Raw genomic sequence first — 17,780 nt, 5'->3', positions numbered from 1 at the left:
GAGGAGGGGGCGTCCGAGCGATCGGGCGCCCTCTTTTTTTGTGCGCGGTGGGGCGGGCGGACTGGTGGTTTCGCCCGATCCGTCACCCCGGGCTCGACCCGGGGTCCCGCTTCTTCTTTTCCGCCGCCTCTAAAAGCGGGACCCCGGGTCAAGCCCGGGGTGACGGGGTGGGTGGCGTGAGGGTGCCTGCCGTCGCCGTTGTCTTGGGTTGGGGCCGGGGAGCCCGCTTTGAGACTCCGCGGAAAAGGAGAAGGGGACCCTGGCTCTTCGGCTCGGGTGACGGGTGGGCGGGACCCGCGGGCACAAAAAAGGGGCGGCGCCGTGTGGTGCCGCCCCTTGCCGTCGGTAACGATCGCTTAGCGGAAGCGGCCGCTGACCGAGACGCCGATGATGCGCGGTTCGTTGAAGACCGCGGCCATGTAGTTTTCGATCACGCCCTTCAGGTTCTTTTCGTTGGTGATGTTGCGGGCGAAGGCGGCGACTTCGTAATTGTCGTCTGGCGTGGTGTAGCCGATCTTCAGGCCGCCTTCGAAATTGCCCTTCGCGTAGAATTCCGCGGTCTTGTAGAGCACGAAATTCGTGTAGCCCTGGACGTTCCAGTCGGTCGCGGCGAACAGCTTGCCGCCGTTCGACAGCGGCACGTCGTAACGGGCGGTCGCGTCGAGGTTCCAGCGCGGGGCGTTGGGCAGCGGGTTGCCGTCGACCGCCGCGAAGGTGTTGGTGCCGACCTTGATCGTCGGATTCTGCACCGTGCAGACGACCACGCCGTTGAGGATGCAGACCTGCGCATAGACGCGCTTGTCGCGGATCTTCGAGGCGAGCGCGCTGGCGCCCAGGGTCAGCGTCAGGTTCGGGATCGGGCGGAATTCGCTGTCGATCTCGATGCCATAGGCGCGTGCCTTGTCGGCGTTGAACAGCACGCCGTTGCCGTTCACGTCATTGCCGTTCAGCTGGATGTCGTTGACGACATAGGTGAACAGCGACGAATTGATGCGTAGGCGCCCGTCGAGGAACAGGCCCTTCGACCCGACTTCCCACGAAGTGATCGTTTCGCTGTTCGCGGTGCTGAACGGCGAGTTGAACACGGCCGAGCGGCCTTGGATCGTCGGGCCGCGGAAGCCGCGCGCGACGCGGGCGTAGACGCTGTTCTGGCCGTCGATCGCGTAGAGCGCCGAGACGTCCCAGCTCGGCTCCTTGCCCTCGAGGCGCACCGACGTCGGTGCGGTGGGGTTGAAGCGACGGAACTGGTCGACGGTGCCGGTGACGTCATAGACGGGCTTCACAAGCGCCGTCTTCTTGAGGTCCTCGGTATAGCGCGCGCCGCCGGTGATGGTGAAGTCCGGCGTCACCTTGAAGCTTGCCTGACCGAAGGCGGCCCAGCTGGTGTTGACGTCGCGCAGACGCACCCAGTTGTTGGGATTGCGGGTGTTGCCGAGCGCATCCGGGCCGGTGAGGAAGTAGGTGCGCTGGTAGAATTCGGTGGTGTCCTTCTGGTTGAAGTAGAATCCACCGATTTGCCAGGTGAAACGCTGGCCCGCAGCCGAGGCGAGGCGGACTTCCTGCGTATACTGATCGAGGCCGCGGATGTTGCCCTGGCTCTGGCCGTAGCCGTTGGGGCGGCCGTTGAACGGATAGTTCACCGCCGCGCCGCCATCGGTATCGCCGCGGCTGTAGCCCGAGGTCGTCTCGTACGCGCTGATCGAGGTGAGCGTGACCGGACCGAAGTCATAGGCGCTGTTCACCGACGCGCCGTAGGTGTCGTAATCCTGCGGGTTGTCGTTGCCTTCGTCGAGCGCGATGCGGTCGCGCGGTTCGGCCGAGACCGAGTTCGAGCCCTTCTTCAGCGCGGCGCGGTGGAAGATCGTCGAGGTGCCGTGATAGCCGCGCGCATGGCCCGAGACGTTGACCGAAAAGGCGTCGGTCGGCGTCAGCAGGACCTGCAAACGCACGTCCTTTTCGGTGAAGCCGCCCATCGCATCCTTCTGCGGCGTGCGCGTGCCGTCGGCGCTGTAGCCGGCGAAGGTGTTGTCGACCCAGTCGTTGCGATGCTGCATCAGGCCCGACAGGCGGACGGCGACCTTGTCCTGCACGATCGGACCGCCGACACCGGCGTCATAGGTGAAGGTGCCGAGGCTGCCCGCCGACGCCGACACGCGGCCCTGCCAGGTCTGCGACGGCTTGATCGTATCGAACTTGATGATGCCGGCCGTCGTGTTGCGGCCGAACAGCGAGCCCTGCGGACCGCGCAGGACTTCGACCTGCTGCACGTCGAAGACGGGATTGGACTTCAGGACGACATGTTCGAGGACGACATCGTCCTGGATGATCGAGACGGGCTGGCTGGCACCCAGGTAAAAGTCGATGTTGCCCAGGCCGCGGATATAGAAGCGCGGGAAGATGCGGCCGGTGGTGGTTTCGGCATAGAGGCCGGGGACGCGGCCCGAGAGCGCGAGAATGTCTTCGCCACCCGACTGGAGGCTGCGCAGTTCGGGCCCGCCGACGACGGCGACCGAGAGCGGCACGCGCTGCAGGTTTTCGCTGCGGCGTTCGGCGGTGACGACGATGTCGCCGAGATCGCCGGTGTCGGCCTGCGGCGCGGCGTCGGCCGGGGTGGCGGGCGCGGGCGCCGTCTGGGCGAGGGCGGGCGCGGCAAGGCCGGCGGCGCCGAGCAGCAGCATGGTCTTGAGCAGGCGAGACGTCACGAATTTCCCCTTTATGGTCTGGCGCAAGGGGGGCCATGCTCGCGTGGCAGGCGCGCGGGTGATCCCGTTCGCGAATGCCCGTCGTGTCGGATGATGCCCCCTGCGGCTGTCGCGCGACTAAGCGCGGATTGTGTCGTCTTCGTGAACATTTGTGTCCGGCCGGACGGTAAACGCCGGATGAACGCCGCATTCCGGCTCGGTTCAGCCCGAATCACCTAGAGCACAGGCAACACGCTCGGACCGTTGTGCGTTTGGCCCAACCCGGACGTCGTCAGTGAGGAGGTTCGTCATGAACGGGTTTTTCAAGAAGGCAGGATTGGGTGTGGCGCTTGCCGCGACCGCGCTGACCGCTGCGGCGCCGGCCGATGCGCAGCGCTGGGGCGGCTATCGTCATTATAACCGTGGTGGCGGCGATGCCGTTGCCGGTGCGCTGATCGGCGGCGTGCTGGGCCTGGGTATCGGTGCGGCGATCGCGAGCAGCAACCGTCCGCGCTATTACGATCGCGGCTATTATTACGATGCGCCGCCGCCCCCGCCGCGCGTCGTCTATGAAGACCGCTATTATGCGCCGCCGCCGCCGCCGCCCCCGCCGAGGGTCGTGGTGCGCGAGCGCTACTATAACTATAATTATCCGTCGTACGGATATGGCTACGGTTACTAATAGCAGCGGTTTCGTCGGGAAGGCGGCGTGGGCAGCGATGCCCGCGCCGCTTTTTCGTGGCGGGCGCGCGCCATTGGCGTTAAGCGCGCGCGGATGACCGATACGCCCCCCGATCGCCTGTCGACCGACCCGTCGAGCCCCTATTTCGACCAGCCCGCGCTGGAGCGCGGCATCGGTATCCGCTTCAAGGGCAAGCAGCGCCACGACGTCGAGGAATATGACCGCGCCGCCGGCTGGATCCGCGTCGCGCTGGGCAAGAAGGTCGATCGCCACGGCCGCCCGCTGACGATCAAGCTGACCGGCGAGGTCGAGGCGTGGTTCGAACGCCCCGCGCCGGGGACCGAGGGCGAGGACAGCGCCGAGGGCTGAGCCCCCGATCGCGACTGGCAGACCGTGAGGGCGTGGCGGGGAACCGTTGCGCCCTTTTTGCTGGGCGATGGGCGTGCGACGGAGGGGTTTCAGGGGTGACGATCGTCCCCCGAAACCGTCACCCCAGCGAGGCTGGGGTCTCTCGCGGCTCGGGTCGCGTGCTGTTACCGGAAGATCCCAGCCTGCGCTGGGATGACGTTTGGGGTGGGTGGATCGACGCGCCCGCCGCGTCAGTCGAGGATGCGGCCGATGCGGACGAGGACGCCGGTGGGATCGCTGACCGCGAATTCGTAGGTGCCCCAGGGGGTGGCGTGCGGGGTGTCGGGCAGGATGATGAGCTCGCGCACCCGGTCGGCGATCGCGTCGACGTCGTCGACATAGAGGTAGAGGCCGAAGGGATTGTCCTCGACCTTCGCCGGCCAGCCGGGGGCGTGGCGGAGGTGGAGGTGCCAGCCGCGGCCATCCTCCAGGATGCGATACTCACCCCAGTCGGCGGCGAGGGTGAAGCCTAGCCTAGCGTAGAAAGCAGTGTTGGCGGCGAGATCGCTGCTCGGCACGATGGCGACGACATGATGGGACATCGGGATCGGCCTCCTGCAGGGACGGCTTATCGCTTCGGCAGGTGCCGCAGGATCGCAGGCATCTCCGCATCGATGACCGGGCGGGGATCGCCGTCGCCGTAGCGCACGCTACTGCGATAGCGGAGCAGCTGTCGATAGGGGTGGGCGCCGGTGCCGGGGGCGCTGACGGTGATCCAATAAGCGAAGGGGGCGGTGCGGGTCGGCTCCGCGACGATCACGTCCCCAGCGAGCGGGCCGGCGTCAATATAGCGCACCTCCTGATTGTTGTTGCGGCCGGTCTGGTGCGTGAAGACGGGCGCGAAGCGGTCGGCGGTCCGGTCGTACGCGAACAGCGCGGTGGCGATCCGCTGGTCGCCGTTGGCGCCGTGCAGGCTGCCGACGCGGAGGAGGAGCAGCGGGGCGGTGCCATGAGGCCGGACGATGCGCGCGGCGAGCAGGTCGTGCGCCTCGGCATAGGGATCGGCGCCGCCGGATGGGGTGAGCAGGCGCGCGGCATCGGGCTGGCAGGCGCCGCCGGGATGGCCGAGGCACAGCCGGATCGGGCCGGGGACGGTGCCGTCGCCGAGGATCGGATCGGGGATGGCAGGCCCCTGCGTCGCGGCGAGGCGCCACGGGGTGCGGGTGGCGAAGGGGCGGGTGAGGTCGATCGTGACCGGTAGCGGAGGCGCGGCGGGGCTGGAGGCGGCGACGAGGAGCAGAGCGAGCAGCGGCATGGGCATGCATCCTTCGCGGACGAGGCGCGGGCAATCTGCGCGGTTCAATCTTGCGCGTTGCTGAACGTCGTTGGTGACCGCGGGGCGCGCTGGCGGGGGTGGCTGTGGTTCGCTTGGCCGGCGCGCGGGCGGCGGTAATGGGGGGCGGTTGGGCGATGGCGGCGAGGCGTACGGGCGATAAGTCGGTCAGGCTATGGCCAGGCGCTCATTAACCATATTGGCGGCGGTTGTCGGGAACGTGTGCCTCAAGAGGGTTGCGCAGGGTTACCGATCTGGTACGTTGGGCTCTGTCGGCGGGGCCATGGCGTCCCATCGGCCTGCGATCGCGTCCAGATATTGGCGCGCGACGTCGAGCGTTCCTGGTACATAGCGATAGTGGGTTTCGCGCCCCGCGCTTGTCCGGGTGACGAGGCCCGCCTGTTCGAGCAGGTGCAGATGTTTGGTGACGGCCTGGCGGGTCATGCCCGCATGGGTCGCCAACCGGGCGATCGGCCGGGCGATGCCGCTGCGTAGCGTGACGAGCAGCAGCAGCCGCGTGGGATCGCCGAGAATGGCGAACAGCCGCGCGGCCTGCACGGGCTTGGCGACGGACGGCGGAACGGACATCGGCAACCTCCCGGTTGCGCAGGCAACCGTCTGGATGCCGACAGGGCAACCGAACGGTTGCAATGCTGGCAACCCTGCGGTTGCTTATGATCGACACGCATTGGTTAGGCAACGCTATCGTTGCCATCGATCTCCGGCGCGCGGCATCGGCCGCGTTGGGGCGCATGCCCGGTCGATGCGCGGACGCTTTGCCTTGTCGCGCGGAGCCGGCGCGGATGGACGCAAAACCGTCAAAATGCGGCGGCATGGTTGGCCCGGGACGTCGGGGGTGACGGACCGTGTGGACTGGACGAGCGTCGGAGGTGGTAATGGGCCGGGCAGGGCGTGCCGTGATGGCGATGGTGGCGGGCGGGCTCATGCTGTCGGCCGGGCCGGCGGTCGCCAGCGAGCCGGGCCTGGAGCTGATCGGCGCGACGCAGATCCCATTCGACAGCCGGTTCGACGGGATCACGATCGGCGGACTGTCGGGGCTCGATCGGCTGACCGGCGACCAGTATCTCGCCATCTCGGACGACAAGGGCGATGGCCGCCCGCCGCGCTTCTACCGGCTCGCGATCGGGCTCGATTCGGCGCATCGCGCGATGACGGTGCGGGTCGAACGCCAGACGTCGCTGCGCGACGCGCGGGGCGTGCCCTTCCCGATGGACCGGCCAGTCGTCGATCCCGAAGGCATCCGCCATCTGGCGAAGGGGCACGTCCTGTGGTCGTCCGAGGGGACGTGGAGCGCGGACCCGGGGCTGCGGGTGCAACCGGCGATCTACGAAAGCGACGCGGCCGGGCGTGTGCTGCGACACTTCCGTTTGCCGTCGGCCTATCTCTATGCGGACAATCGCACGCGCGGGGCGGCATCGAACGGCGTGCTGGAAGGGCTGGCGATCGGACCCAAGGGGGGCGTGTTCGCGATCAACGAGGTGCCGGCGTATGAGGACGGGACGGCGAATGGGCCTGCGCTGCATCGCCTGACCCGCTTCGATCCGCGCACCGGGCGGGCGCTGCGCCAATATGTCTATGACGTGCCGGATGCGCCGTACAGCGTGTCGGAATTGCTGGCGATCGACGACCGGCGCTTCCTGTCGATCGAGCGCGTCGCGCCCTTCGATGCGCACCAGGGCGTGCACGCGCGGATCGTCCTGTCCCGGATCGCCGAGGACACCACCGACGTGCTGTCCTGCCCGGCGCTGCCGCGCTGCGCCGCGGTGCCGATGACCCGCGAGGTGCTGCTCGACCTGCCCGGCCATTATGACGGCGTGCTGATCGACAATCTGGAGGGGATGGCGTGGGGCCCGCGCCTGAAAGGCGGGCGGCGCACGCTGATCCTGGTGGCGGACGACAATTTCAGCAAGGACGAGGTGACGCAGTTCCTCGCCTTCGCCTGGCCGGGGGCGGACCCGCTGCGGTAGAGGGGCGGGTTACGCCGCCTCGAGCGCCTCGGTCGCCTCCAGCCATTGCGCTTCGAGCGCGTCGATACGGTCCTGTGCGTCGGCGCGGCGCTTCATCAGGTCGCTCATGGCGAGCTTGGCGAAGCGCGGTTCGGCGGTCTTGGGATCGAACATGGCGCGATCGAGCGCGTTGCGTTCGGTGGTGAGCTTGGCGATCTCGGCTTCCGCATCGCGGATCGCCTTGCGGCGCGCCTTGTCGGCGTCGCGATCGATCGGCTTGGCCTTGTCCTTCTTGGCCTTCTTGTCGTCGGGCTGCTTGTCGCCGGCGAGGACAAAGGCGATGTAATCGTCGAGGCTGCCGTCGAATTCGCGCGCGGTGCCGCCGTCGACCAGCACGAGGCGATCGGCGGTCATTTCCAGCATGTGGCGATCGTGGCTGACCAGCACGACGGCGCCGGTATAGGCGTTGAGCGCCTGGATCAGCGCCTCGCGCGCATCGACGTCGAGGTGGTTGGTCGGTTCGTCGAGGATGAGCATGTGCGGCGCGTCGCGGGTGATGAGGGCGAGGGCGAGGCGCGCCTTTTCGCCGCCCGACATCTTGCCGACCTTGCCTACCGCCTTGTCGCCCGAAAAGCCGAAGCGGCCGAGCTGCGCACGCACTGCGGCAGGGCTGGCGCCGCGCATGATGCGGGTCATGTGTTCGAGCGGTGTGTCGTCGGCGTCGAGTTCCTCGACCTGATACTGGGTGAAATAGCCCACCTTCATCTTGCCGGTGGCGTTCATCTCGCCGTCCATCGGCGTCAGCTGCGCAGCAAGCAGGCGGGCGAGCGTGGTCTTGCCGTTGCCGTTGCGGCCCAGCAGCGCGACGCGATCGTCGGGGTCGAGGCGCATGTTGAGGCGCTTGAGGATCGGGGTTTCGGCATAGCCGACCGACGCCATGTCGAGCGTGATGAGCGGCGGGCGCAGCTCGCTGGGATCGGGGAAGTCGAACGACAGCGTCGGATCGTTGGCGAGTTCGGCGATCGGCTGCATCTTCGCGAGCATCTTCTGCCGGCTCTGCGCCTGTTTGGCGGTCGAGGCCCGGGCCGAATTGCGGGCGACGTAATCCTGCAGCTTGGCGCGCTGCGCGTCCTGGTTCGCCTTGGCGGCGGCGAGCTGTGCCATGCGTTCGGCGCGCTGGCGCTCGAAGCTGTCGTAGCCGCCGGCGTAGAGCGTGATCTTGCCGTTCTGCAGGTGCAGGATGTGGTCGACGACGTTGTTGAGGAAATCGCGTTCGTGGCTGACGACGACGATCGTCGCCTTGTAGTTCACGAGGAAATCCTCGAGCCACATCACCGCTTCCAGATCGAGGTGGTTTGACGGCTCGTCGAGCAGCAGCAGGTCGGGCTGCGAGAAGAGGAGCGCGGCGAGCGCAACGCGCATTTTCCAGCCGCCCGAGAAGCTGTCGAGCGGGCGCTGCTGCATCTCTTCGTCGAAACCGAGGCCGAGCAGAATCTGCGCGGCGCGCATCGGCGCGGTATAGGCGTCGATCGCGATCAGGCGCTCGTAGACGTCGCCGAGCCGGTCGGGGTCTTCGCACGTCTCCGATTCGATCATCAGCGCGGCGCGCTCGACGTCGGCGGCGAGGACGGTGTCGAACGGCGTGGCGGTGCCCGAGGGGGCTTCCTGCGCGATATAGCCGAGGCGCGCGCCCTTGGGCATGTCGGCGCTGCCGTCATCGGGCTCGAGCATGCCGGCGATGACGCGGACGAGCGTCGACTTGCCGGCGCCGTTGCGACCGATCAGGCCGACGCGACTGCCGGGCGGCAGCGCCGCGGATGCGCCGTCGAGGATCGTGCGGCCGCCGAGGCGCACGGTGATGCCGTTGAGGTTGAGCATGGCCGGCCCATAGCAGATGTTGCGTTGCAGCTAAAGCGGGCCGGAAGACGGGGTTTTCACGCGAAGACGCGAAGGCGCAAAGAGGGTGGGGGTCGGCGCCGCCGGGGTGCCCAAAGGGGGCTGACGGGTGAGAGCCTGCGGCGCGCGCCCTTTGCGGCTTCGCGGCTTTGCGTGAACCCTTTACAGCGACCGGATCAGGCGGACGGCTTGCGCGATCCAGGGGGGCGAGGGGATCGAGACGGGGCGGGCGGCGGGCGTGGGGGGGAGGACGAGCAGTGCCTCGCCATCGATGCCGATCAGCCGTGCGAACAGGAAGCGGCCGGCGGGTTCGGGGAGCAGGATGTCGCGGTTGAGCGCCTGGGCGAAACCGTCGGGTGCGCGCAGGTCGCACCAGATTTCGTCGCCGGCGCGATAGTCGCCGACGCTGCCCGTCACCGATATGGCGATGCCGCCGTTGCTCGGCTGCGGCGCGGGGAGCGTCATTTCGCGGCGGGGCACATGGGTGCCGTCGCTGTCGAGCGTCGCCGCGACCGGTAGCGCGGTACGTTCGGGCAAAGTCACCAGATCGGCGGGTGCGACTTCCAGCGCGGCGGCGATGCGGTTCAGCCAGTCGACCGAAACCGTCCGCGTGCCCGTCTCCAAACGGCCGATCGTCTGCGCGGTTGTTGGAGGGACGCACTTTTGCGCGACCTCTTCGAGGGTCAGTCCCTTGGCCCTACGTACTTGACGGATCGCGGTAATCATGGCGGCTCTCTAACCAGTGTGGTTATTTCGCTGTCCTACAACGTGCGCGATATGGCAAGCCCCCGCGACTCGGAAAGCGAAGGAGCGCGGGATATGCGGGAGCTGGTGGAGCGGACGATCGGCGATGCGCGGCGGGTGCGCGTGAACGTTGCGGAATCACCCCTGGGGTGGTTGAAGGCGCGCGGGATGGTAGACGCGCGACAGTTCGAGGCGGGCGAGCGGCTGCGTGGCGATTACGAAACGGCGGCGTTAGGCCCGCGGGTGACGATGCGGTGGAGTGCGCGTGTCGACGGCGGGGCGGGCGAGGGGCTGGACCCGACGACCGCGCAGATTGCGGCGAAGCGGCGGTTCGATGCGGCGCTCGACGCGGCGGGCAAGGGCCTGTCCGATATCGCGTGGCGGACGATCTGCGCGGGCGAGGCGCTGCCGGTGGCGGAAAAGGCGCTCGGCTGGCCAGTACGATCGGGGCGGCTGGTGCTGACGCTGGCGCTCGACCGGATTGCCGATCACTACCGGCTGGCCTGACGGCCCGCCGGCTGGCCGATCACTATCGGCTGGCCTGACGGCGCGCGCGGGTGTAGGGCGCGCGCCGAGAAGAACATAAGTGGCACGGATACGTGCCGATGACGGGATGGGTGCAGTGCGGTTCGACTTCGTGAAATGCCATGGGTCCGGCAACGATTTTCCGTTGATCGACGCGCGGGCGCTGTCGTTGAGCGACGCGGAGTGGGCGGCGGTGGCGCGGGCGCTGGCCGACCGGCGCGGGCCGGTGGGCGGTGACGGGCTGCTGCTGCTCGACCAAGGCGAAGGAAATGCTGCGTTTTCGATGCGCATGTTCAATTCGGATGGCAGCGAGGCGGAAACGTGCCTGAACGGGCTGCGCTGCGTGGCGCGGGCGGGGTTCGAGGCGCTGGGGATCGATGCCGCCGACGTGTCGCTGAAGACGTCGACGGCCCATGTCGAGCGCGATGCCGATGTGGCGCCGGGCGTGTACACGGTGCGCGAGACGGCGGGGCCGGCGGGGCTGGATGCGGCGGCGTGGCCGATGACCGGCGCCGGGCCGCGGATCGTCCAGGCGGCGGTGCCGCCGCTGGGGACCGCGCGGTTGTTCACCGCGGTATCGATGCCCAACCCGCATCTGGTGACGTTCGTCGATGCGGTGGACGAGGCGGAGCTGGTCGCCGTGGGCGAGCGGTGCGAAGCGGCACCGGCGTGGTTGCCCAATCGTGCCAATGTGTCGTTCGTCGAAGTGCGCGGTGGCGATCTGTTCGTGCGGACGTTCGAACGCGGCGTCGGGCTGACCGACAGCTGCGGCAGTGCGATGGCGGCGTCCAGCTTTGCGGCTTGCCTGACCGGGCGGCTGGCCTATGGCGCGCCCATCACCGTGTTCAACAAGGGCGGGCTGGTGCGTGCGGTCGTCGCCGAGGATGCGATGGTCAGCCTGTCGGGCAATGCGACCTGGGAATGGCGCGGATCGGTCGATGTCGACCTGGCGACGGAGCAGGCGGGAAGCTTGCGCGTTGAGGGTCATGCCGATGCGGAGATCGCCGCCTGGGCGCAGTTAGCCGATGCCGCGAGCCGCTGACCCGTCCCAGACCTGATCCAGTTGAAGGCGAGGTCCGTCCTTTTGGGCGCATCCTCCTGTATCGCTTAGAGAAAAGTATCACGATGCGTGACGATTCGAACTATTTCTACGACCGGGCCGAAACCGAGCTCGAACTGGCGCAGCGCGCCACCCACCCGCTGGCGGTGCGCGCGCATTACATCATCGCCAACCATTATCTCGACCGCTGCTATGGCGGGCCGCCGGAGGATCCCGCCGCGGCGCCTGCCGACGAGGGCGATGCCGCCTGACCCTGAGGGGTGACCGGCCGGTGCCGTGCTTGGCGTGACACCGACCGGGTGAACCCTCGCGAGTCCCATGCGTTGCAGGGCAGCGAGGTAGGAATGGCGGACGAGGCGCAAGACCCGACGCCCGGTGGGCATGGTCCGGGCGATACGGAAGTACGGGCGGGCACGCGGACCGACGACGGTCCGGAAGGGAAGTTATACCCGGTGGCGGTCGCGTTGCGCGCGACCTTCGATGCCGACAATCACGCGACGTTGAGCCGCGACGTGACCGGGCTGATGCTCGACCTGTCGCGCGTGCCGTTCGAACCGCACGAATTCGAACCGTTGCTGCGCCCGCTGGCGCCACCGCCGCCGGCCGGGTGGCTGGCGCGCGCACGGCTCGCCTTGCGCCGGTTGCGCGAGGCGCGGGGCTGAGCGTGCCGCTCAGGCGGGAACGCGCGGTCCCTGCAATTCCGACCCGAGCGAGCTGAACAGCGCCTCGATCAGCGACAGCGCGAGCGGCGACAGGCGAATGGGCGTCGAAGGGCCGAGCGCGCCCGGTGCCTCCATCTCGGCGAAGCCCGCGTCGATCAGCGCCAGGATCCAGCGGTTGGCAAGCGCCTGTGACGTGCTGATCCGCTTGGCGAGTTCCGCTGCCGTCACCGAGCTCGCCTCCGCCTCTGCCAGATAGGCGATCAACAGGATCTCGCAGGCGGGATTGCCGGCCAGTGCCGGGCCGAACGCCCGCTTGCTGCCACTGACCGCGTGCAGGAATACCCGCGCCATCCGCCAATAGGCATGGACCGATTCGGTTTCGGCATGGCGGCACAGCAGGCGGGCGCTGAGGACGAGCACGGCGGCATCGCCCTGGCCCAGCCGCGAGACGGTGACGTTGATCCAGACGACCCCGCCATTGGCCTGCATACAGCGCAACGTGCCTCGATGCGTCTTCTGGCTGGGATCACGCCATGCGGTCTGCAGGAACGCGTCGGCGATCAGTCGTTCGGTCGGATGGGCGAATTCGCTGGCCGGACGTCCGATCACCGCATCGCGCCCGACGCCGACGAGCGCGGCATAGCCATCGTCGATATCGACGATGTCCCTGCGGCGATTGATCAGCGCATGGCCGATATGTCCTGAACGATACGGCATAGGCTACGATAGCGGCCTTTCGTGGCAAAATGAAACCCGTTGTCCGACTATAGTGGCTTGATAGCATATCTTGTGTCCGACCGTGTCGATGCAGCGATAGGCTGCGCGCGGCTAACCCATATGGTACAAAGCGCTTGACATCGTCACGCTCATTAGGTACATAACGGGAACGCTGAAGAATTGCGAGTCGGGCCGGCGTGGCGGGGATCGATCCCCGCCGCGCTCGGCCCGCCGCGTTTCGGGGCAGGGCGAACGAGCGGGGAGACGGGGCATGGACAGCGGCGAAACGACCGAGGTCGCGGTGGTGCGTCTGCCGTTGCGGGGCAGGCGGGTGCGATGGACCATCGCGTTGGAGGGCCTGTTCTTGGACCATCTCGCCGCAACGGGCGATATCAGCGCCGCTGCGCGCACGATCAATCTGCATCCGTCGCAGGTCTATTATCGGCTGCGCACCAGTGCCCGCTTTGGCGAGGGGTGGGCGGCCGCGATCGAGGCGGGATATCAGTCGGTCGAGATCAGCATGATCGGCCAGATCCTGTCGTCCGACGTCGACGTCGGCGCGGATCAGTCGACGAGGGGGCGGCCGTTCGATTGGGACAAGGCGTTGCGCCTGATGGCGCAGCGCGCCAGCCGTGCCGCGGGTAAGCCATGGCGTGGCGGCCCGACCCGGACGGTCGCTACCCGCGAGGAAAGCGACGCGATTATCCTGCGACGCCTGTCCAATATTGCGACGAAGGCGAAGCGCCTCGGGGAGGGCGCGTGACGGGCGGTTCGATCGACGTGATCGCCCGGCTTGTCGCGATGACCGAGCCCGAGCGCGGACGCTTCATCCGGGGACTGCCCCTTGGCGTACGGCGCGAGCTGTCGGAACGCTGGATCGGCGGCTGGGCGCGGGCGGGACAGGCGCCGCCGGAGGGGGACTGGCGGATCTGGCTGATCCGCGCCGGGCGCGGCTTCGGCAAGACGCGCGCGGGTGCGGAATGGGTGACGGCGCTGGCGGCGGACAAGGATGCGGCGATCGCGCTGGTCGGCGCGACCGAGGCGGACGTGCGGCGGGTGATGATCGACGGGCCGAGCGGGCTGCGCGCGGTGGCCAAGACGGGCAAGGTGCCGCGCTACACGATCCACAAGGGCGAGGTGCGCTGGCCGAGCGGGGCGGTCGCCTATGTCTATTCGGCCGATGCGCCCGAGCAGCTGCGCGGGCCGGAGCATAGCGCCGCCTGGTGCGACGAACTGGCCAAGTGGCGACGCGGCGATGCCGCCTGGGACAATCTGATGATGGGATTGCGGCGGGGTGCTGCCCCGCGCGTGCTGGTGACGACGACGCCGCGGCCGACCAATCTGATGAAGCGCGTGCTGCGATCGAAGGGGCTGGTCGAGACGCGGGGGGCGACGCGCGACAATCCGTTCCTGCCGCAGGTGTTCGTCGACCATATCGAACAGGCCTATGCCGGCACCGCGCTGGGGCGGCAGGAGCTGGACGGCGAGATGGTCGAGGATCTGGCCAGCGCCTTGTGGTCGCGCGCGCTGCTGGAAACGTGCCGGGGCGATGTGCCCGACGATCTGGTGCGCGTGGTGGTCGGTGTCGATCCGCCGGCGGGGGGACTGGAGGACGGCACGGCGGGCGACGCGTGCGGGATCGTCGCGGTCGGGCTGGACGGCGACGGCGTCGCGCATGTGCTCGGCGATGCGAGCGTCTCTGCCGCGTCGCCCGAGGGCTGGGCGCGGGCGGTGGCGGGTTGCGCCGCGCAACATCGCGCCGACCGGGTGGTGGCGGAGGCCAATCAGGGCGGGGCGATGGTGCGATCGGTGCTGATGGCCGCCGACGTGACGCTGCCGCTGACGCTGGTGCGCGCAAGCCGGGGGAAGGTGGCGCGGGCCGAGCCGGTGGCGACGCTCTACATGCGCGGACGCGTGCGGCATTGCGGGCGGTTCGCCGCGCTGGAGGACGAGATGTGCGGGCTGGTGGCCGGGGGCGGCTATCAGGGGCCGGGCCGTTCGCCGGATCGCGCGGATGCTCTGGTATGGGCGGTGAGCGAGCTGATGCTGCGGCCGCATGGGAAGGCGGGCGTGCGGGGGCTGTAGGGCGGGCCGTCGGCCGCGTTTCCTCGTCATCCCGGCGCACGCCGGGATGACAAAATCAGGGGCGGCGGCGGTGGCGCTGCCCCTCCACCATCGCCTCGCGATGGTCACCTCCCCGTGCCGGGGAGGACTTCGGGGAGATTCAACATGCGGTTGTTCGGGTGGAAGGCTGCGCGCGATGGCGCGCGGCCGGCGTTGTCGCGGGGTGGCGGGGGCATAGCGCTGGGCGAGTGGCCGCAGTCGTATGAGGCGCAGGTGCGCGCGGCCTATGCGGGCAATGCCATTGCGCAGCGGGCGGTGAAGCTGGTGGCGGAAAGCACCGCGGGCGCGCCGGTGGCGACGAAGGTGCCGGAGCTGGCCGCGCTGGTGGCGGCGCGATCGGGCGGGCAGGTGCTGCTGGAGGCGGTGGCGGCGCAACTGCTGCTGCACGGCAATGCCTATGTGCAGGTGCTGCGCGATTCCGAGGGGCAGGTGGGCGCGCTGTATGCGCTGCGGCCCGAGCGGGTGAGCGTCGAGGTGGACGCGGGCGGGTGGCCGACCGCCTATCGCTATGCGGTGGGCGAGCGGCGGGTGCGGCTGGATGCGGAGGGGCTGCGGCCGGACGTGATCCATATCCGCAGCTTCAACCCCGTCGACGATCATTACGGCATGGGGTGCCTGGGTGCGGCAGCGGGGGCGGTTGCGGTCCACAATGCCGCCGGCAAGTGGAACAAGGCGCTGCTCGACAATGCGGCGCGGCCGTCGGGCGCGTTGGTCTACGATCCGGGCGACGGCGCGGCGCTGTCGGCGGAACAGTTCGAGCGGCTGAAGGCGGAGATGGAGGCGGGGTTCGCGGGCGCGACCAACGCCGGCCGGCCGATGCTGCTGGAAGGCGGGCTGAAGTGGCAGGCGCTGTCGCTGTCGCCCGCCGACATGGACTTCGTCGGGCTGAAGGCGGCGGCGGCGCGTGAGATCGCGCTGGCGTTCGGCGTGCCGCCGATGCTGCTGGGACTGCCGGGCGATGCGACCTACGCCAATTATCGCGAGGCGAACCGGGCGCTGTGGCGGCTGACGGTGCTGCCGCTGGCGGGGACGATCTTGACCGCCTTGGCGCAAGGGCTGGGGGGCTGGTTCGAGGGGGCGGCGCTGTCGGTCGATCTGGATCGCGTGCCGGCGCTGGCGGAGGATCGCGAGCGGCTGTGGCGGAGCGTGGCGGGCGCCGACTTCCTGAGCCTGGAGGAGAAGCGCGCGATGGTGGGGATGGGGGCATGAGCAGCGCGGGACAGGACACCGGGGTGCTGGCGCAGCTGATGGCGCAGGCGGCGCGCGAGGGCGCGGACCTGTCCACCATGCGCGGCATCGCCGAGGAGGCGGGCGAGCTGTCGGCGATGCGGGCGCTGACCCGGCTGGGGCTGGCCGACGAGGCGGCGCGGGGGGACCTGGCCGAACTGCGCGAGCTGTTGGGCGCCTGGCGCGATGCCAAACGATCGGCGTGGAAAGCGGCGGCGGGGTGGATCGTGCGGCTGGCGGGTGCGCTGCTGCTGACGGGGCTGGCGGTGAAGCTGGGGTTCGGCGGGTGGCTGGAGTGAAATTCGCCGGATATGCCGCCGTGTTCGACCGCGTCGACCGGGCGGGCGATGTGATGCGGGCGGGGGCCTTTGTGGGCGCGGGGCCCGTGCCGTTGCTGTGGCAGCATCGTGGGGCGCCGGTGGGGCGGATCGACGTTTTGACCGAGGACGCGCGGGGACTGCTGGTCGAGGGTGTCGTCGACGATGCGGAGGTTGCGCGGCTGGTGACGGCGCGCGCGGTGGATGGGCTGTCGGTGGGCTACCGGCCCCTGGTGGCGCGGCAGGGCGCGCGGCGCGAGCTGTTGCGCGTGGCGCTGGCCGAGGTGAGCCTGGTGGCGGTGCCGATGCAGCCGCTGGCGCGGATCACGCAGGTCGGCTGAATTTGGTTGGCGGGCCGGCACCGCCTTCAGAATGTTTCAACGAGGAGAAGACGTATGGACGTGGTCGAAAGGCCGGCGCTGGATGGCGCGCGCGTGGAGCAGGCGGACGGAGCGTTCGCGGGCTTCGTGCGGACCGGGACGGTGCTGGAGATGAAGGCCTATACCGGCGTCACCGGCGATGCGGGCGGCTATGCCGTGCCGCGCGAGGTGGATGGCGAGATCGCCAAGGTGCTGAAGAGCATCTCGCCGATCCGCGCGATCGCCAATGTCGTGACGGTGGGGTCGGCGGGCTATCGCAAGCTGATCACCACCGGCGGCACGCCGTCGGGCTGGGCGGCGGAGACGGCGGCGCGGCCGGAGACGGCGAGCCCGGTGTTCGCCGAACTGGTGCCGCCGATGGGCGAGCTGTACGCCAACCCCTCCGCCAGCCAGGCGATGCTGGACGATGCGGCATTCGACGTCGAGGCGTGGCTGGCCGGCGAGATCGCGACCGAATTCGCGCGCGCCGAAGGGGCGGCGTTCGTCGGCGGCACTGGGGTCAACCGGCCCAAGGGGTTCCTGACCGCGCCGGTATCCACCGCAAAGGATGCCACGCGGCCGCTGGGCACGCTGCAATATCTGCCGTCGGGCGCCGCGGAGGATTTCGGCACCGCGCCCGACGAGCGGCTGCTCGATCTGGTCCATGCCTTGCGCGCGCCGTACCGCCAAGGCGCGAGCTTCGTTATGAACGCCAATACCTTGGCGCGCATCCGCAAGTTCAAGACCGCGGACGGCATGCCGCTGTGGCAGCCGAGCCTGGCGGCGGGGCAGCCGGCGACGCTGCTCGGCTATCCGGTGGTCGAGGCGGAGGACATGCCGGACATTGCGGCCAATGCGCTCAGCATCGCCTTCGGCAATTTCCAGGCGGGCTATCTGATCGCCGAACGCGGTGAGACGGCGATCTTGCGCGATCCGTACAGCAACAAGCCGTTCGTCAGCTTCTACGCAACCAAGCGCGTTGGCGGCTGCGTCGCGGACAGCGCGGCGATCAAGCTGATGAAGATCGCCACCGCCTGATGGCTGTCTGAAAATTCGCGGAAGAGCGAATTTTGAAGCGGTTCCGGCCCGCTCCCCCTCCCGGCCACCCATCAGGATACCGTGTGGGTGGCCGGGAGGG

General features: G+C 69.0%; 20 protein-coding genes. 13 read left to right on the top strand and 7 right to left on the bottom strand.

The features are described 5' to 3' along the window. Positions 1 to 356: 356 nt before the first annotated feature. Positions 357 to 2,678, bottom strand: a complete 2,322-nt coding sequence (locus ACGVWT_RS13815; RefSeq protein ID WP_315461017.1) for a TonB-dependent receptor domain-containing protein — start codon at positions 2,676 to 2,678, stop codon at positions 357 to 359. Between the two features lie 313 nt (positions 2,679 to 2,991). On the opposite strand from ACGVWT_RS13815, the gene ACGVWT_RS13810 reads away from it, so the two are divergent. Both ACGVWT_RS13810 and ACGVWT_RS13805 read left to right on the top strand, forming a co-directional pair. Further along, positions 2,992 to 3,363 carry a hypothetical protein gene (locus ACGVWT_RS13810; protein WP_116460473.1) on the top strand — a complete coding sequence of 124 codons (372 nt, stop codon included), beginning with the start codon at positions 2,992 to 2,994 and terminating at the stop codon, positions 3,361 to 3,363. A 93-nt stretch (positions 3,364 to 3,456) separates the two neighbouring features. Beyond that, a complete protein-coding gene (locus tag ACGVWT_RS13805; protein WP_315460691.1) occupies positions 3,457 to 3,732 on the top strand; it encodes a DUF3297 family protein in 276 nt (91 codons plus the stop codon). A gap of 230 nt (positions 3,733 to 3,962) precedes the next feature. Here the strand turns inward: ACGVWT_RS13805 and ACGVWT_RS13800 are convergent, their stop codons facing one another. The 3 genes from ACGVWT_RS13800 to ACGVWT_RS13790 all read right to left on the bottom strand — a co-directional run bounded on the left by ACGVWT_RS13800 (position 3,963) and on the right by ACGVWT_RS13790 (position 5,632). Further along, positions 3,963 to 4,313, bottom strand: coding sequence for a VOC family protein (locus tag ACGVWT_RS13800; protein ID WP_315460690.1), 351 nt, complete (start codon positions 4,311 to 4,313; stop codon positions 3,963 to 3,965). A 26-nt stretch (positions 4,314 to 4,339) separates the two neighbouring features. Then, positions 4,340 to 5,026, bottom strand: coding sequence for a hypothetical protein (locus tag ACGVWT_RS13795; RefSeq protein ID WP_315460689.1), 687 nt, complete (start codon positions 5,024 to 5,026; stop codon positions 4,340 to 4,342). A 264-nt stretch (positions 5,027 to 5,290) separates the two neighbouring features. Further along, positions 5,291 to 5,632, bottom strand: coding sequence for a helix-turn-helix transcriptional regulator (locus ACGVWT_RS13790; protein WP_315460688.1), 342 nt, complete (start codon positions 5,630 to 5,632; stop codon positions 5,291 to 5,293). A gap of 308 nt (positions 5,633 to 5,940) precedes the next feature. Between ACGVWT_RS13790 and ACGVWT_RS13785 the strand changes: the two genes are divergently transcribed. Beyond that, entirely contained in the window at positions 5,941 to 7,032 is a 1,092-nt protein-coding gene (locus ACGVWT_RS13785) for an esterase-like activity of phytase family protein (RefSeq protein WP_315460687.1), read from the top strand. Between the two features lie 9 nt (positions 7,033 to 7,041). Here ACGVWT_RS13785 and ACGVWT_RS13780 read toward each other — a convergent pair whose 3' ends face one another. Beyond that, positions 7,042 to 8,889, bottom strand: a complete 1,848-nt coding sequence (locus ACGVWT_RS13780; protein WP_315460686.1) for an ABC-F family ATP-binding cassette domain-containing protein — start codon at positions 8,887 to 8,889, stop codon at positions 7,042 to 7,044. 180 nt (positions 8,890 to 9,069) lie between these two features. Then, positions 9,070 to 9,633, bottom strand: coding sequence for a helix-turn-helix domain-containing protein (locus tag ACGVWT_RS13775; RefSeq protein WP_116460480.1), 564 nt, complete (start codon positions 9,631 to 9,633; stop codon positions 9,070 to 9,072). Positions 9,634 to 9,726: 93 nt separating this feature from the next. On the opposite strand from ACGVWT_RS13775, the gene ACGVWT_RS13770 reads away from it, so the two are divergent. From ACGVWT_RS13770 to ACGVWT_RS13755, 4 genes are all read left to right on the top strand, one after another. Then, a complete protein-coding gene (locus tag ACGVWT_RS13770; RefSeq protein ID WP_315460685.1) occupies positions 9,727 to 10,158 on the top strand; it encodes a DUF6456 domain-containing protein in 432 nt (143 codons plus the stop codon). A gap of 106 nt (positions 10,159 to 10,264) precedes the next feature. Beyond that, a complete protein-coding gene (dapF, locus tag ACGVWT_RS13765) occupies positions 10,265 to 11,218 on the top strand; it encodes a diaminopimelate epimerase (RefSeq protein ID WP_315461016.1) in 954 nt (317 codons plus the stop codon). An 83-nt stretch (positions 11,219 to 11,301) separates the two neighbouring features. Then, complete coding sequence (locus tag ACGVWT_RS13760; protein ID WP_315460684.1) at positions 11,302 to 11,487, top strand: hypothetical protein; 186 nt, start codon at positions 11,302 to 11,304, stop codon at positions 11,485 to 11,487. Between the two features lie 93 nt (positions 11,488 to 11,580). Continuing rightward, positions 11,581 to 11,898 carry a hypothetical protein gene (locus ACGVWT_RS13755; RefSeq protein ID WP_315460683.1) on the top strand — a complete coding sequence of 106 codons (318 nt, stop codon included), beginning with the start codon at positions 11,581 to 11,583 and terminating at the stop codon, positions 11,896 to 11,898. Between the two features lie 9 nt (positions 11,899 to 11,907). On the opposite strand, the gene ACGVWT_RS13750 is transcribed toward ACGVWT_RS13755, so the two are convergent. Further along, complete coding sequence (locus ACGVWT_RS13750) at positions 11,908 to 12,615, bottom strand: PAS domain-containing protein (protein WP_315460682.1); 708 nt, start codon at positions 12,613 to 12,615, stop codon at positions 11,908 to 11,910. Positions 12,616 to 12,886: 271 nt separating this feature from the next. Here ACGVWT_RS13750 and ACGVWT_RS13745 point away from each other — a divergent pair, with 271 nt between their 5' ends. From ACGVWT_RS13745 to ACGVWT_RS13720, 6 genes are all read left to right on the top strand, one after another. After that, positions 12,887 to 13,378 carry a hypothetical protein gene (locus tag ACGVWT_RS13745; protein WP_315460681.1) on the top strand — a complete coding sequence of 164 codons (492 nt, stop codon included), beginning with the start codon at positions 12,887 to 12,889 and terminating at the stop codon, positions 13,376 to 13,378. Next, complete coding sequence (locus tag ACGVWT_RS13740) at positions 13,375 to 14,700, top strand: terminase large subunit domain-containing protein (protein WP_315460680.1); 1,326 nt, start codon at positions 13,375 to 13,377, stop codon at positions 14,698 to 14,700. Before ACGVWT_RS13745 ends, ACGVWT_RS13740 begins: the two co-directional genes overlap by 4 nt. A gap of 144 nt (positions 14,701 to 14,844) precedes the next feature. Beyond that, a complete protein-coding gene (locus ACGVWT_RS13735) occupies positions 14,845 to 15,948 on the top strand; it encodes a phage portal protein (RefSeq protein ID WP_315460679.1) in 1,104 nt (367 codons plus the stop codon). Further along, the gene (locus ACGVWT_RS13730) at positions 15,945 to 16,265 is read left to right on the top strand and encodes a DUF6127 family protein (RefSeq protein ID WP_315460678.1); all 321 of its coding nucleotides are present in this window, start codon (positions 15,945 to 15,947) and stop codon (positions 16,263 to 16,265) included. The genes ACGVWT_RS13735 and ACGVWT_RS13730 overlap by 4 nt, the downstream gene beginning before the upstream one ends. Next, positions 16,262 to 16,624 (top strand): HK97 family phage prohead protease, encoded by a 363-nt coding sequence (locus ACGVWT_RS13725; protein WP_315460677.1) that lies wholly within the window; start codon positions 16,262 to 16,264, stop codon positions 16,622 to 16,624. The genes ACGVWT_RS13730 and ACGVWT_RS13725 overlap by 4 nt, the downstream gene beginning before the upstream one ends. 54 nt (positions 16,625 to 16,678) lie before the next feature. Then, the gene (locus ACGVWT_RS13720) at positions 16,679 to 17,680 is read left to right on the top strand and encodes a phage major capsid protein (RefSeq protein WP_394426820.1); all 1,002 of its coding nucleotides are present in this window, start codon (positions 16,679 to 16,681) and stop codon (positions 17,678 to 17,680) included. The last annotated feature ends 100 nt before the right edge of the window (positions 17,681 to 17,780 follow it).

It is taken from the genome of Sphingomonas sp. S6 (assembly GCF_043498045.1).
Classification (GTDB): Bacteria; Pseudomonadota; Alphaproteobacteria; order Sphingomonadales; family Sphingomonadaceae; genus Sphingomonas.
Note: the sequence above shows the minus strand (reverse complement) of the source record. Positions and strands in the feature narration are given on the sequence as shown.